The sequence below is a fragment of the Microcoleus sp. Pol7_A1 genome, assembly GCF_036701085.1.
GTDB classification, from domain to species: domain Bacteria; phylum Cyanobacteriota; class Cyanobacteriia; order Cyanobacteriales; family Microcoleaceae; genus Microcoleus; species Microcoleus asticus.
In genome coordinates this window covers 36,964-52,077 of the sequence record NZ_JAUBQD010000018.1, presented here as the reverse complement: position 1 = coordinate 52,077, position 15,114 = coordinate 36,964, and the positions used below count along the sequence as shown (strand labels likewise).

Sequence of the window (15,114 nt, the reverse complement as noted above, 5' to 3'; positions counted from 1 at the left end):
TCTCATTTGTTTCCATTCCATGACTAAACGTACTACATCTTATAAACTGTCCGGGTCGCCTCTCCTTAATCAAGTCCGACAAACACTTCGTCTTAAACACATGAGCCGAAGCTTAGTTAAGATGTTCTGGTAAGTATGAATTTCAATACCGTAAACGAAGTTATAGCCTGGAAAAATTTCATCCTCAATGGTGATATCTACGACTTATCACATCTTAATGCTCACTGGGTTGAGTATCTAGACCAAAGAGACGAGAAAAATCAGATAACGTACAAGTTTATAGTAACTTATGGTTTACATTGCTTCACTAAAGATTCAGATAACTTTTATAGCGAAGAATCACAGTTATTGATGTACAGTGCGCCGAGAGAGTCTAGACAATTTAATTTTGAGAGATACCAACTCTCAAAGCAGTTACCGAGTATTATTAAGTCATTGGGCGATAAAGAAACGTTAGTTTGTCACGCTGGATATGGAAAATTTGCAACCGTTAAAATTTTGGACTCAAATGGTAAAGAGGTTGATTATTACGTTGTTTTTGCAGTATTCACAGAAGTTAAAAAGCTGAGATTACACGTACAAAGTGCTTACCCTAAATACGAAGGTATAGGTAAAGTAAAAAAAGTCGGCTTCTTCGTTATAGCCAAAAAGTTATTGGATAATAAGAAATTACCGAAGCCATAAAATAACAAAGGCTCCTTAAGGAGCCTTCGCCAAAAAATCAGTTTTGGTATTCAGAACGTCTTTACCGGAATTTCCTCGACCCTAGTGGGTAACGGGATGTCATGCTTAGAGCATGTCTGCTGCATCCATATTTAATATAGTCTATTATTTTGATATATGTCAACTTCCTAGCCCCAATACTAAAAATGCTTGCGGATGCGTGATTTGGTGGCAATTTCCCAGGCAGAGGCGCTGCTGACGAGAATGCGATGTCTCGGCAGTCGTTGTTGAGTTTGGCGTCATCAAAGCTCCAGCACAGCAAAATGTGGGTGTCGAGGAGGTAGCTCATTCGCATTGCTTTAATTCCTCTTCTGCTTGGGGTTCAAAGAAAGCGTCCCCGAGTTGTCCGGTGAGTAAACCGGGAGTGCGGGGCTGTGCACGCTCTCTCCTTAAACCCAGGCGAAAGTAGTCAATCAAGTCATAAAGTTGTGCGAGGTTATCTTCGGAAATGTTTTGCACTTATTGGATAATTTTCTGGAGCAATATAAATTAAATTCTCCGGTGGTTGGTGGTTAATTAATCATCTGCCGCTGGTTGAGCGTACTCGAAACCAGCAACATCAAATTATTTTCCCACACCCGCTGGTTGCTGACGGTTTCGCACTTCCAGAAAAATCAACAAAGCATTAACATCAGCCGGATTCACCCCGCCAATTCTCGCCGCTTGGCCAATAGTCAGCGGTTTCACCTTAGCCAACTTTTCCCGAGACTCTTTCGAGAGAGTTGTAATTGCCATGTAATCCAAATCCGCAGGCAATTGCCGGCGTTCGTGTTTGGCAATGTCATCAATTTGATTTTGCTGTCTTTGCAAATAGCCGGAATATTTGATGTCAATTTCTGCACCATCTTTCTCGGCCAACTTCAGATTAGAATTGCCTAAATTGTACCGTTCCAAATCGACATAATGAAAACCAGGACGGCGCAACAAATCAGCGAGAGTAATTGAACCTTTAATCGCTTGTTGGGTGTCAGCAAAAATTGCCTTGCCAACTTCCTCGTGTTCTTTCACCCGCGTCGAGTACAAGCGTTCTTTCTCTGCCACAATATTAGCTTGTTTCCGCTCAAATAACTCCCAGCGCCGATCGTCAATCAAGCCAATTTCCCGTCCCAGGGTCGTCAAGCGTTGATCTGCATTGTCCGATCGCAATAATAGCCGGTATTCCGATCGCGAAGTCAACATCCGGTAAGGTTCCCGCAAATCCTTCGTACACAAATCATCAATCAAAGTCCCGATATAACTTTGCTCGCGAGGAAACACAATCATCTCCTGATTTTTCGCAAACCGAGCCGCATTAATCCCTGCCACAATCCCCTGTGCAGCCGCCTCCTCATATCCGGTCGTACCGTTCACCTGTCCCGCGCAAAACAGCCCTTCGATCTTCTTAGTCATCAGCGTTGGAAAGCACTGAGTTGCCGGCAAATAATCGTACTCCACAGCATAAGCTGGACGCATCATCTCGCACTTTTCCAAACCAGGAAGAGTCCGCAGCATTTGCAACTGCAAATTTTCCGGTAAACCAGTCGAAAATCCTTGGATATAAAGTTCAGGAATATCTCTACCTTCAGGTTCAATAAAAATCTGGTGACTTTCCTTATCCGCAAACCGCACAATCTTATCTTCAATACTCGGACAATAGCGCGGCCCCTTCGCATCAACCCAGCCGCCGTAGACTGGAGAAAGGTGCAAATTGTCTCTAATTAACTTGTGAGTTTCAGGCGTAGTTCGAGTCAAATAACAAGGCATTTGTTCGCGTTCTATCCAAACTTCAGGATCGAAGCTAAACCACCGAACCTCTGCATCTCCCGGCTGCGGTTCCAGGTTGGTATAATCCAGAGTACGTTTGTCTACTCTTGCCGGAGTTCCAGTCTTCAACCTGCCAGTTTCAAAGCCCAAACGATTGAGAGTTTCCGTCAAACCAACGGCAGCAAATTCTCCGGCACGTCCGGCGGGCATCGACTTATTGCCCACCCAAATTGTGCCGCCCAAAAAAGTTCCTGTAGTCAGGATTACTGCTTTGCATTCAAAAGCGACGCCGAAGTATGTTTCGACTCCGATTACTTCTTCGTTTTTGCCCAAAACTAAGTCTGTAACCATCGCTTCGCGGATGGTCAAATTCTCTTGGTTTTCAACAATATTATTCATCACAGCGGCGTATTCCCGCTTGTCCGTTTGTGCTCGCAGCGCCCAAACTGCGGGGCCTCTCGAAGCGTTGAGGACGCGCTTTTGCAAATAAGTGCGATCGGCCATTTTGCCAATTTCCCCGCCTAACGCATCAACTTCGTTAGTAAGTTGGGTTTTAGCCGGGCCGCCGACAGCCGGATTGCAAGGTTGCCACGCAATTTTGTCGAGGTTGAGGGTGAGGAGAAGGGTGCGACAGCCGAGGCGAGAAGTGGCGAGGGCGGCTTCGCAGCCGGAGTGTCCGCCACCAACTACGATGATGTCGAAACTGTCTTGGAATTCTACTGATGTTTGTGCGGTCATGGTCTGCGTTTGAGCGGCAAGGACTCGTACTTTATTTTAGCAGTAATGTCGAGGGTTTTGGGATTGAGTTTTTGGCAAAAATATTGATGGGTGATTTTTCACTGCCGATGAACGCAGATGAACGCGGATGGATGTCTGGTTTAATCTGAAGTTGGCTGGTAGATCGGGATAAAATTAGGGCAGATTAATTGAGATGAAGATTATGCGATCGACTGCCCGACCAAAAGGGCAAAATTACGACAACCTTGTTAGGGCCGGAAGGCACTTTTGAATGTTTAGAACATCCTGGCGGAAACGAGCCACTGTTAAGAGTATTTTTTCTCGAAATGCTAGGAATTGAACTCTACTTTAAAAATCCAAGTTTGTATTTTTTGCCGATTAGTCCGACAGAAACTTATTTAACAATTCTGTAGATTTATCCCAAAAGCTAGATGATTGCCTACTACTTTCGAGATATCCGTTCGCGACAAGAAGGCTGACGCGCCGCTTCGCGTAACGCCTCTTCGCGGTTCAATAATTCGGTAATCTTGCCGTTTTGCGTTATGTTAGACAAAAAAATCTCAACAAGCGTACACAACAAGTGAAATACTTCTTCTTATCCGACGGCTGGAAAGTGGGGCGCGTCTGGGGAGTCGGCGGCGAGTGGAGTTACGCCGCTTGGAGACGCCACCCCGATATTGTACAACTCGACCTCTGTCTCTGGGATCAAAAAGAAAAAATGTGGCTCTACCGCGTAGAAGACGCTGTACTCATGGTAGAAGTCAAACCGACAGCCCCGATCGACCCGAACGATCCTGCCAAAAACATCGGCAACGTGGTGCTGACCAGACTCATCGATGCGGAGCAAGTCCTCGAACGCCTCGGGACGATCGCCGCCCGCTGCGAAATGGGCAACCCGCAACTAATATAACGCCCAACATATTGCAATCGGTTCTAACACTCGATACACTTCTTTAAATAACTTTCATTTTTATGCTTCCACCTTTGAAGGTAGAGGGCATTCGGCAAAAGGCAGAGTTTAAAGCCCGCAGGTAACTGCTAGGGATTCAGAATCTGATTTTGCCGTCAAAATAGACATCATCACTTACACCTTGGAGAACCGCAGTCAATGGGACTACCCTGGTATCGCGTACACACAGTCGTCTTAAATGACCCAGGCCGATTGATTTCTGTACACTTAATGCACACCGCCCTCGTGGCAGGTTGGGCCGGCTCAATGGCCCTTTATGAATTAGCAGTTTTTGACCCCACAGATCCAGTTCTGAACCCGATGTGGCGTCAAGGGATGTTCGTGCTCCCCTTCATGGCTCGCTTGGGAGTCACGGGTTCTTGGGCCGGTTGGAGCATCACCGGCGAAGGTAACGTCGATCCGGGCTTCTGGTCTTTTGAAGGCGTCGCTGTCGCTCACATCATCCTCTCGGGCCTGCTGTTCTTGGCAGCAGTCTGGCACTGGGTATTTTGGGACTTAGAACTTTTCAGAGACTCTCGCACCGGCGAACCAGCCCTCGACTTGCCAAAAATGTTTGGCATTCACCTGTTCCTCTCCGGCTTGCTCTGCTTCGGCTTCGGCGCATTTCACCTTTCTGGACTTTTCGGCCCGGGAATGTGGGTGTCCGACCCCTACGGCCTGACCGGTCACGTCCAGGCAGTGGCACCTTCTTGGGGCCCTGAAGGCTTTGACCCGTATAATCCGGGCGGCATCGTGGCTCACCACATTGCAGCGGGCGTAGTCGGCGTAATTGCCGGTTTGTTCCACTTGACAGTGCGGCCGCCGGAACGTCTTTACAAAGCCCTGCGGATGGGAAATATCGAAACTGTACTTTCTAGCAGTATTGCTGCCGTGTTCTTTGCAGCCTTTGTGGTTGCGGGTACGATGTGGTACGGTTCTGCTGCTACTCCGATCGAACTTTTTGGCCCGACTCGCTATCAGTGGGACGGAAACTACTTCCAACAAGAAATCGATCGCAGAGCTCAAGCTAGCTTGTCCGCGGGCCAAAGCTTCCAAGAAGCTTACGAACAAATTCCCGAAAAATTGGCTTTCTACGACTACGTGGGCAACTCTCCTGCTAAAGGCGGTTTGTTCCGCGCCGGCGCAATGGTCAACGGCGACGGCATTGCTAAAAGCTGGCTAGGCCATCCAGTATTTACTGACAGCGAAGGTCGGGTTTTGTCGGTGCGCCGTCTCCCCAACTTCTTTGAAACTTTCCCAGTAATTTTGACTGACAAAGATGGGGTCGTTCGCGCTGACATCCCCTTCCGCCGCGCTGAATCAAAATACAGCTTTGAACAAAGCGGAGTTACCGTCAGCTTCTACGGCGGCGAACTTAACGGTCAAACCTTTAATAATCCTCTAGATGTTAAGAAGTTTGCTCGCGCCGCCCAAAAAGGTGAAGTATTTGAATTCGATCGCGAAACCTTGAATTCTGACGGGGTTTTCCGCACTTCGACTCGCGGTTGGTTCACTTTCGGACACGTTTGCTTTGCTTTGCTATTCTTCTTCGGCCATCTCTGGCACGGTTCTCGGACTATTTTCCGCGACGTGTTTGCTGGAGTTGAGTCCGACATGGAAGAACAAGTCGAGTGGGGCCTGTTCCAAAAAGTGGGCGACTTGACCACAAGAAGAGAAGAATCTCTCTAGATTTCTCCAGCCTCTGGGTAGCGGGGAACTTCCCCGGTACACAAAAACCCGGTTTCTTCAAGAAACCGGGTTTTTTTAGTTAATAATAAAACCAGTAATTAAGATAAAATAATACGGCAAGGGAAGATAGGGAAAATTTAACATGGAAAGTGTTGCTTACATTTTGATTCTGGCTTTAGCCTTAGGTGTACTATTTTTTGCGATCGCCTTTCGGGAACCTCCCCGGATTGGCAAATAATTAGCTAGACGCCTGCAGCAAGTCCAAAATCTCCTGAACCGGACTGCGGTCAGCCCGCACCATTGCATCGAATCTGGTGCGGGACTATTCCACCGGCTGTGTGTTAAGTCATTTTTCTAGTCCAGCCATTCATCAGACCCCAAGCGGTTAGATGAATGGCAATTTGCTGGCAATGCCTGTTAAAATCAGCAATCATGCGCTGTTCCTCCTGCCAACACACAAATAGCCGCGTTCTAGAGTCGCGTTCAGCCGAATCCGGTCAAAGCATCCGCCGGCGGCGCGAGTGTTTGAGCTGCCAGCACCGCTTCACAACTTACGAACGCATAGAATTCGTGCCGATTACGGTGATCAAACGGGACGGCAAGCGCGAATCTTTTGACAGGTCAAAATTAGTCAGGGGACTGATTCGGGCCTGCGAAAAAACCGGTTTGTCTTCCGGGCATCTCGAAACCCTAGCAGAAGAAATCGAGGCGCAACTCCAAGGTCGATCGCTCCGAGAACTCGCCAGCTCAGAAATTGGGGAACTGGTGCTGTTGCACCTGCGCCCGCTCAGCGAAGTCGCTTACGTCCGTTTCGCCTCTGTATACCGCCAATTTCGAGGCATCCGAGACTTTGTAGATACCCTAAATCACCTTCAGAATCCGCTCAACGAAGCTGAAGATTCAGAAACAAAGCCAGATTTTGACGCAGATTCGCCACAGCCTGATGCAGTCGATCGAGAAAGCCCAGCATCCTGCGCTACTCCCAGCTAAAATCGCTTAAATTAGTTTAAAAGCAGTAGGCTAGTCAGTCGATTTTAGATTGTCAATTTTAGATTTTACATTTTAGATTTACTCGACAGATGCAATCTGGGAGCTTGAACAAGAGTCGAAAATTTTGATCTGTCCGCGACAGGAGTACGTGGCACGGTATCCGTTTTTGGGCGGGGTAAGTTATAGAAATATTCTCTTGAGATTGAAAACCCTGTCGGTTTAGGCCCCGGATTCCAAGCGACGGCGGGAGCGGCTTGCCGAAGTCTGAGCGCTTCGCCGAAGCTCTCAAGAGACGAAGAGTCCCCGTGTTCTTTTTTCTGGGTCTTTGTGCTAGGTGTGTTATGATCGTCATCGGTCTAAAATTGAGTATAACTAAACAACGTAAAAACTTAACTGGATTGGTTGAGTGATCGGTCACACCTCACGGTGTTGCAGTTTAGGAAAGCTAAATTTGAACTAAACCTAACTACAGGTGAAGAACTAATTAAATACGGTAAGGCATACCGGAATTTAGGCTTCTGGAGAAACCGACCTCTACTTAAACTGGAGCAATCCTGTCGCAAGCGGCGTCGGCTCGTTCAATGAAGAATCTCAGTTTCTTTATACCTGAGAGTGTCAATGGACTCTGAATGTTAAGATTAAACCTTTTAACGCAGAGTTTCGAGTAATAGCAGTGGCAAGCCCGGACGTGCAGTTGCACAGGGAAAAAGTTAGCAAAAACTGACTTTAGTAAAAGGTTTTGAAAGAAGTTAACCGCTTTTTCACCAAAATCTCTAATATCTGCCGGCACAAACGAAAAACATGAAGGAGAGAAATCCTAGGAAACTATTCGCATGGTCAATCTCAAAACCACAGTCAAAGACATCGGCTTTACTCACGAAGATTTTGCAGCCCTACTTGATAAATATGACTATCACTTTAGCCCGGGCGATGTAGTAGCGGGTACAGTTTTTAGTATAGAGCCGAGGGGCGCTCTGATTGATATCGGTGCTAAAACAGCAGCGTACATTCCCATTCAGGAAATGTCGATCAATCGAGTCGAAAGCCCTGAAGAGGTATTGCAATCAAACGAAACCAGAGAATTTTTCATTCTAACCGATGAAAATGAAGACGGACAATTAACTCTGTCCATCCGGCGCATCGAGTATATGCGGGCCTGGGAAAGAGTGCGACAACTGCAAGCAGAAGATGCCACAGTACGATCGCAAGTATTTGCCACCAACCGCGGCGGCGCACTCGTGAGAATAGAAGGCTTGCGAGGCTTTATTCCCGGTTCTCACATCAGCACCCGCAAACCGAAGGAAGAATTAGTCGCCGAAGAATTACCATTAAAATTCTTAGAGGTAGACGAAGACCGCAACCGCCTAGTATTGAGCCACCGTCGCGCCTTAGTCGAGCGCAAGATGAACCGCCTCGAAGTCGGGGAAGTGGTCATCGGTACAGTACGCGGTATCAAGCCTTACGGTGCCTTTATCGACATCGGCGGCGTCAGCGGCTTGCTGCACATCTCGGAAATTTCGCACGATCACATCGATACGCCTCACAGCGTCTTCAATGTCAACGACGAAGTGAAAGTGATGATCATTGACTTGGATGCTGAGAGGGGCCGGATTTCTCTCTCCACCAAGCAGTTGGAACCGGAACCGGGCGCGATGGTCAAAAATCGCGAATTGGTGTACGAAAAAGCTGAGGAAATGGCAGCTAAGTTCCGCGAGAAAATGCTCGCTCAAAAGCAAGCTAAAGCAGGCATAGACGTTCCTGTAGACTCGATCGATGCTGATGATGACATCTCCGACGAAATACTCGAAGACGTGCCCTCAGCAATGGAAGAAGATCTGCCCGAAGACTTAGCACCGGAAGCAGCAGCACCGGAAGCAGCAGCACCGGAAGCAGCACCGGAAGCAGAACCGGAAGCAGCACCGGAAGCAGCACCGGAAGCAGTATCAGATGTAGAGGAAGCAATCCCTCCTGCGACGGTAGAATAACATCGCAAGTCATCACAAGTCACTGTCATTAAAAGAGGGTATTTTCCCTCTTTTTTTTGCCTTCAACGCCTCAATTAGCAATTAGCAATTAGCAAGTACCAATTAGCAACCATTTAATACCACCGTCCAAAAAAATGCCACTGTAAGCAAGCTCTAAATGCTTACAGAATCAGTCATTGCCAATTATTTAATCTAAAATCCTTCGACTCAGCGATCGCGCCGGAAGCTCAATTATAAATTGCTATAACATCTTGCTACAGACAGATGCAGCGATCGCTCTTTGAATTAATACCAGCAGCCGATAGCTCGGCCTAAATAAACATGGTCTTCATGCTGCTAATTTGTTAAGATTTATAGACATCAGGGACATCCGCACAGGTGCAAACTCATCCTAATTCTTAGGCAAGAACACAGCAGACAAGCAAAGTATACAACAAAATACTTATAAATTTTTTGCCCTGACGCTCAGAGGCAAGCGGATAATGAACATAGAACTATTAAAAGAAAAGCTAGAACAGCTCAAAAAACGTCCCAATTCTAGCAAAGGAACGATCGACCAAATTGAAAAATGGTTAATTGGTTCCCACATTTTGCAGAGATTGAGAATTAACCCTTACTACGTAGCAGGCGATACAGTCAAGAATGTTAAAAGAATTACTTCGGAATTTCTGCACGGAGTAACAGCCGGCGCTTTCGATTTGCACTGGGATATTCACTGCCCGCACTGCAACATGATTACAGACGAATTCAAGGATTTGGCAGACACATCAGAAATGTCTTTTTGTCAGATGTGCGAGCGCGAGTTTAACATTGATTTGCTCGATCGCGTTGAAGTTACTTTTTCCCTAAACAAAGAAATCGAAGACCCGCAACTGCGGCCCGTCTGCGCACCCCCTCCCGTACTCCAAAACAAACTGCAACTGGTAACACCTTTATACTGCACCGAATCCGAGACTGTCACCTTAGAAAAAGGTCGATACCGCTACTGCTGTCCCCTGACTTTAGCTAAAGGGATTTTAAAGGTTGAAGGCGAAAAAACAGAAGAGATACAAGAAATTAAACTCAAGCAGTTAGCCGGCAGAGATTTTGACAAAACAGAACTGACCGTGCGTCCGGGAAAAGTGAAGATAGAATTAACTAATACCGATCACAATTTGTCCGGACTGATTTTGCATTCAGATGAATTGCCCGATGAACTGACATTAGAACAACTGCCCCTGCGGCTGTCAGGAATCCAACTGGTTCATCACCCGGATTACAAGCGTTTGTTCGGCGATCGCGTCATATCGGAAAGAGAGCGAGTCAAGATTCGGGCGATTACTATTATGTTTACTGATATTACCGGTTCTACCAGAATGTACGAAACACTGGGAGATACTAAAGCTTACAATATTGTGCGCGACCATTTTGAAATTTTCTTTGAGTCGATCGAGAAATTTGGCGGTAAAGTCATTAAAACCATCGGCGATGCCGTCATGGCTTCCTTTATCAGCAACGAACAAGCAATTATGGCAGCGGCTGCTGCTGTGGCTCGTTTCAGAGAGTACAACTCCACTCGCGAACAAGCAGAGTGGATTCAAGTCAGAATTGGCATTCACCGAGGTACGGCTTTGCTCGTAAATCTCAATAATTCGATCGACTATTTTGGTTCCACAGTCAACAAAACCGCCCGCCTTCAAAATCTTTCTAAAAGTGACGAAGTTTCGTTTTCCGAAGATGTTTACAACGACCAAGCATTTTTAACAGCATTAAAAGCTGCTGGAGTGTCCGAAATTCAAAAACGTGTTGAAGATTTAAAGGGAATACAAGGCGCACAAGTTGCTTATACTGCTAGAATTAATACAGAATCTGTAATCGCGCTGTCTGCTACACCGATCCCTGGAAAAAGATAAGTAAGCAGATATACCAAATTATTACCAGCCTATTGTTGCGCTCGCCACAACAGTAGATAGAGTTCTTCTATAGCGATCGAATCGCTGCCCCAAAACTCTACCTAATTCTTAAGGGAGTTGCAGAAGGCTGATACCTTAAGTAAAGTCGGATAAAAATAGTCGGAATTACTCAGCCGTACGCTTGTCAGATAATTGAAGCTAAGACTGCGCACCATGACTCTAATAAATTGTCTCCACAAAATACACCGGAATCTATAGCCATGGTACCAGTCGCCTTTGACAGCGAACAATTAGCTGAAATCGATGCCCCGTTTCCGATCGTCGGAATTGCGGCTTCAGCAGGAGGGTTGGAAGCATTCGCCGAGTTACTGACTCATTTGCCAACCGATACGGGTATGGCGTTTGTGCTGATTCAGCATTTAGACCCGAATCAAAAAAGTTTCCTCGCCGAGATTCTGGACAAAACGACGCCAATGCCTGTTAATGAGGTACAAGACGGCGTAGCTGTAAAGCCGAATCAAGTCTACGTCATTCCGCCCAACACCAAGATGGTGCTCTGTAAAGGCGTGCTGGAACTATCACCCCGCGAGAAGGTTTATGGCAAATATATGCCCGCAGATGCGTTTTTTACATCATTGGCGATCGATCGCGGATACAAAGCGATCGCCGTAGTATTATCCGGGGGAGACGGAGACGGTTCACAGGGACTGAAGGCAATCAAAGCAGCCGGAGGCATGGCTTTTGCTCAATGTGAAGGCACGGCAAAATTCGATAGTATGCCGAATACCGCTGTGGCGACAGGCAATGTCGATTTTGTTATGCCACCGCAAAAAATTGCTGAGGAACTGGCAAAGTATAGTCGCAGTTCGTTTTTAACTCGCCCGCTTCTACAGACACAAATTGAGGAATCACCCGAAAAGGGAGATGCCCTGGCAACTATTTTGGCGCTGCTGAAATCGACCACAAGCGTTGACTTCACCCAGTACAAACCGGCTACCGTGAACCGACGCATCGAGCGGCGGATGGTATTGTACAAGCTAGAGATGTTGGAGCATTACGCCGAACACCTTGGAGGCAATGTGGCTGAAGTCAAAGCTTTGTATGAAGAAATCCTGATCCACGTCACCAGTTTTTTCCGCGATACCGAAGCCTTTCAAAAGTTAAAAGACGACGTTTTTCCTAAAATTACTCAAAATAAATCACCAAATTCTCCGATCCGGATTTGGGTGGCGGGATGTTCGACTGGTGAAGAAGTTTATTCGATCGCCATTTGCTTGTTAGAGTTTTTAGGCGATCGAGTTATGGCGCCGCCGATCCAGATTTTTGCCACGGACATTGGCGAGGCGACAATCAGCAAAGCTCGGTCAGGCGTCTACTCAGAAAACCAGATGATAGACGTTTCACCAGAGAGGCGTGCTCGCTTCTTTATTTTCCAAGAAGGAGGTACTTATAGAATCTCCAAGGCAGTCCGCGAACTGTGTGTATTTGCCCGACAAGACTTAAGTAGTGACCCGCCTTTTGCCAATCTCGATTTAGTTACCTGTCGCAATGTACTGATTTACTTGGGAGAGTCATTGCAACAGAAAGTGATGTCGATTTTTCATTACAGCCTTAACCCAACAGGCTTTCTCATGTTAGGTACTTCTGAGAGTACCGGAAAAGTTTCATACTTGTTTAATTCAGTGCATAAAAAGTCTAAAATTTATGAAAAAAAGTTAGGTGAAAAAACTCCCGCTATTTCGTTTACTCCGACTTTCTATTCCGCAGTTAAAAAAGTAGGCGAACGGCAAAAAGAGGGTCAAATGTTGATGAAGAACTTTGACTTAGATCGAGAAACTGACCAACTGATGTTGAAGCGCTATGCCCCAGCCGGTGTGGTTGTGGACGAGCAGATGAAAATCCTGCAAGTGCGGGGAGACATCGATCCTTACTTGAGAATGGCAGCGGGAACGCCGGACTTAAACTTGCTGACAATGGCAAGGGGAGGATTGCTTGTTGAGCTTCGCACCGCGATTCAGCAAGCACAAATGCAGAACGCGACCGTTAGGAAAGAAGGGGTATTTATTGACGCCGACCGGCGATCGAGTATCGTCAATATTGAGGTGTCGCCGTTTCAGCCGCACACCTTCACACCACGCTATTTTTTGGTGGTATTTGAACAGGTTTTACCGACCGCGAGCAACTTCTTTGCCGTCACTCCTGAAAACCGCCAGCAATATGATTTAGAGCAGGAAAATGAGCGGCTGAGGCAGGCACTTGCATCCGCTAATCAAGAAAAAAATGTGGCTCAAGCGCACCTGCAATCCTTGATTCACGAGCAGGAAAATCTCAACGAAGATCTCAAAATTGCCAACGAAGAAATTCTATCCAGCAACGAGGAGTTGCAAAGCACAAACGAAGAGCTAGAAACTGCCAAAGAAGAGATTCAAGCCACGAACGAGGAACTAATCACCACGAACGAGGAACTTCGCAGCCGATATCTCGAACAAAGCCAGCTCAATAACGATCTGACAAATTTGCTGGCTAGTATCAAGCTCCCAGTCATAATGCTGGCAAACGATTTACAGATTCGACGCTTTACGCCAACGGCGAAGAAAATTTTTAATCTAATTCCCACAGATATTGGACGACCTTTTAGCGATATCCGATCGACTCTTGACGTTCCTGACTTGGAACAGATGATTTTGGAGGTGATCGAAAATCTCTACTCGAAAGAACAAGAAGTTCAAACTAAATCGGGATATTGGTACAACCTCCGCATTCATCCTTACCGCACCACGGAAAACCAGATTGACGGTGTGGTAATGCTTTTGATCGATATTAATGCTCTTAAACGCACTGCTAGAACCTTGGAAGAAGCCCGAAATTATGCTGAGGCGATCGTAGAAGCTGTGCCAACGCCTTTAGTCGCGCTAAATGCTGATTTGCGAGTGAACAAAGCAAATCGAGCGTTCTGTGAAACGTTTCAGGTTTCATCCTCAAACACAGCGAAATCTTCGCTGTTTGAGCTAGGGAAGGGGCAGTGGAATATCCCCAAATTGCGAGGGTTCTTGGAAGATATTCTGGTTAGTGACGTTCAGCTTCAAAACGTTGAGTTGGCTCACCTGTTTGAGGAACTCGGGCAGAAAACTTTGCTGCTGAATGCTTGTAAAGTTGAACGAGAAGACACGGTTTCAATGATTCTGCTGTCGATCGAGGATATCACCGATCGCAAGCAGTTTGAGACAGAGCGATCGCACTTATTGGAACAAGAACAGTTCGCCCGCCAACAAGCAGAAAAAGCTAACCGAGTTAAAGATGAATTTCTAGCGAATCTCTCCCACGAATTGCGCAATCCCCTGACTCCGATTCTGGCGTGGTCACAAATGATCCGCTCCGGGAAGCTTAAGGAAGAACATACGGATCGCGCTCTAGAGGTGATCGAGCGCTCCGCGAAGGCGCAATCTCAGTTAATCGAAGATCTTCTCGATATTTCCAGGATTACCAACGGCAAGCTTCAAATGTGCAATTGTGCGATCGATCTGGCGGTAGTAGTGCAAGCTGCGCTGGAGACGGTTCAATTGTCAGCCGAAGCAAAAAACATTCAAATTGTTTCGTATTTGGGTGCTGCAACTGTCTTAGGCGATAGCGATCGCTTGCAGCAAGTTTTGTGGAATCTTCTATCTAATGCGATTAAGTTTACTCCGGCGGGGGGACGAGTGGAAATCGCGGTTTCGACGATCGACAATCATGCTGAAGTTCGAGTCACCGACACGGGAAAAGGGATTAAGCCTGAGTTGTTGCCGTATATTTTCGATCGCTTCCGTCAAGGAGATTCCAGCCCCACTAAGACGGATCAAGGGCTGGGATTGGGATTGTCGATCGTGTATCATCTTGTCGAACTGCACGGGGGAACGGTGCAAGCCGAAAGTCCGGGTGAGGGACAAGGAGCTACAATAATTTTGAGATTGCCGCTGCTAAACTCGCCTGAAGAGTTGACACCGACGGTGGATTGAACGCCAACTGTTTTGGCTGCGCCTTTGAATGCCTCTAGCGATATTGTCCCCTCTCTCGAAGGCTGGCACGTTTTAGCTGCGGACGATCGCATCGATACGCGCCATCTCTGACAATTTGTGCTGCAAGGCTACGGGGCGGAGGTTTTGACTTGCATCTGCCAAAAGTACGCGCGAGCGAGGCTATCCCGCAGAAAATCGCTGCTGTGACTGAGAATCCCGATCGATACGACGTGCTAATCTCGGATATCGGAATGCCTGATGAAAACGGGTATTTATTTCTTAATTCCATAAGTGCGAACTCTTGCTGCCAAAGCCGGAGGACGAATCCCAGCCGCCTGATATCAATTCCGGCTGCGCCGGAATAATAACCGAGGAAACGGCAGTGCCGTTTCTGGCGCGCCAGATTTATT

At 46.9% G+C, this 15,114-nt stretch carries 10 protein-coding genes; 8 read left to right on the top strand and 2 right to left on the bottom strand.

Going from position 1 to position 15,114, the window contains the following annotated elements:
* Window positions 1–135: 135 nt before the first annotated feature.
* Window positions 136–684, top strand: a complete 549-nt coding sequence (locus QUA20_RS12935; RefSeq protein WP_333189215.1) for a hypothetical protein — start codon at window positions 136–138, stop codon at window positions 682–684.
* 324 nt (window positions 685–1,008) lie between these two features.
* Here QUA20_RS12935 and QUA20_RS12930 read toward each other — a convergent pair whose 3' ends face one another.
* Together QUA20_RS12930 and mnmG are read right to left on the bottom strand one after the other, a co-directional pair.
* The gene (locus QUA20_RS12930; protein ID WP_333189214.1) at window positions 1,009–1,182 is read right to left on the bottom strand and encodes a hypothetical protein; all 174 of its coding nucleotides are present in this window, start codon (window positions 1,180–1,182) and stop codon (window positions 1,009–1,011) included.
* A gap of 105 nt (window positions 1,183–1,287) precedes the next feature.
* Window positions 1,288–3,204: a tRNA uridine-5-carboxymethylaminomethyl(34) synthesis enzyme MnmG gene (mnmG, locus tag QUA20_RS12925; protein ID WP_333189213.1), complete on the bottom strand. Its 1,917-nt coding sequence runs from the start codon at window positions 3,202–3,204 to the stop codon at window positions 1,288–1,290.
* 580 nt (window positions 3,205–3,784) lie between these two features.
* On the opposite strand from mnmG, the gene QUA20_RS12920 reads away from it, so the two are divergent.
* The 7 genes from QUA20_RS12920 (at window position 3,785) to QUA20_RS12890 (ending at window position 14,704) form a co-directional block, all read left to right on the top strand.
* Window positions 3,785–4,114 carry a hypothetical protein gene (locus tag QUA20_RS12920; protein ID WP_172188121.1) on the top strand — a complete coding sequence of 110 codons (330 nt, stop codon included), beginning with the start codon at window positions 3,785–3,787 and terminating at the stop codon, window positions 4,112–4,114.
* A gap of 198 nt (window positions 4,115–4,312) precedes the next feature.
* Window positions 4,313–5,842 carry a photosystem II chlorophyll-binding protein CP47 gene (gene psbB / locus QUA20_RS12915; RefSeq protein WP_172188119.1) on the top strand — a complete coding sequence of 510 codons (1,530 nt, stop codon included), beginning with the start codon at window positions 4,313–4,315 and terminating at the stop codon, window positions 5,840–5,842.
* A gap of 142 nt (window positions 5,843–5,984) precedes the next feature.
* Window positions 5,985–6,080 (top strand): photosystem II reaction center protein T, encoded by a 96-nt coding sequence (locus QUA20_RS12910; RefSeq protein WP_083622085.1) that lies wholly within the window; start codon window positions 5,985–5,987, stop codon window positions 6,078–6,080.
* 194 nt (window positions 6,081–6,274) lie between these two features.
* Entirely contained in the window at window positions 6,275–6,832 is a 558-nt protein-coding gene (gene nrdR / locus QUA20_RS12905; protein WP_333189253.1) for a transcriptional regulator NrdR, read from the top strand.
* Between the two features lie 833 nt (window positions 6,833–7,665).
* On the top strand, window positions 7,666–8,817 hold the full coding sequence (locus QUA20_RS12900) for a 30S ribosomal protein S1 (protein WP_333189212.1): 1,152 nt from the start codon (window positions 7,666–7,668) through the stop codon (window positions 8,815–8,817).
* 482 nt (window positions 8,818–9,299) lie between these two features.
* Window positions 9,300–10,709, top strand: a complete 1,410-nt coding sequence (locus tag QUA20_RS12895) for an adenylate/guanylate cyclase domain-containing protein (protein WP_333189211.1) — start codon at window positions 9,300–9,302, stop codon at window positions 10,707–10,709.
* A gap of 260 nt (window positions 10,710–10,969) precedes the next feature.
* Window positions 10,970–14,704, top strand: a complete 3,735-nt coding sequence (locus QUA20_RS12890; protein WP_333189210.1) for a chemotaxis protein CheB — start codon at window positions 10,970–10,972, stop codon at window positions 14,702–14,704.
* The last annotated feature ends 410 nt before the right edge of the window (window positions 14,705–15,114 follow it).

Coding starts and splice junctions, on each gene's coding strand:
- QUA20_RS12935 (WP_333189215.1), top strand. CDS start 136: ATGAATTTCAATACCGTAAACGAAGTTATAGCCTGGAAAAATTTCATC.
- mnmG (WP_333189213.1), bottom strand. CDS start 3,204: ATGACCGCACAAACATCAGTAGAATTCCAAGACAGTTTCGACATCATC.
- psbB (WP_172188119.1), top strand. CDS start 4,313: ATGGGACTACCCTGGTATCGCGTACACACAGTCGTCTTAAATGACCCA.
- QUA20_RS12910 (WP_083622085.1), top strand. CDS start 5,985: ATGGAAAGTGTTGCTTACATTTTGATTCTGGCTTTAGCCTTAGGTGTA.
- nrdR (WP_333189253.1), top strand. CDS start 6,275: ATGCGCTGTTCCTCCTGCCAACACACAAATAGCCGCGTTCTAGAGTCG.
- QUA20_RS12900 (WP_333189212.1), top strand. CDS start 7,666: ATGGTCAATCTCAAAACCACAGTCAAAGACATCGGCTTTACTCACGAA.
- QUA20_RS12895 (WP_333189211.1), top strand. CDS start 9,300: ATGAACATAGAACTATTAAAAGAAAAGCTAGAACAGCTCAAAAAACGT.
- QUA20_RS12890 (WP_333189210.1), top strand. CDS start 10,970: ATGGTACCAGTCGCCTTTGACAGCGAACAATTAGCTGAAATCGATGCC.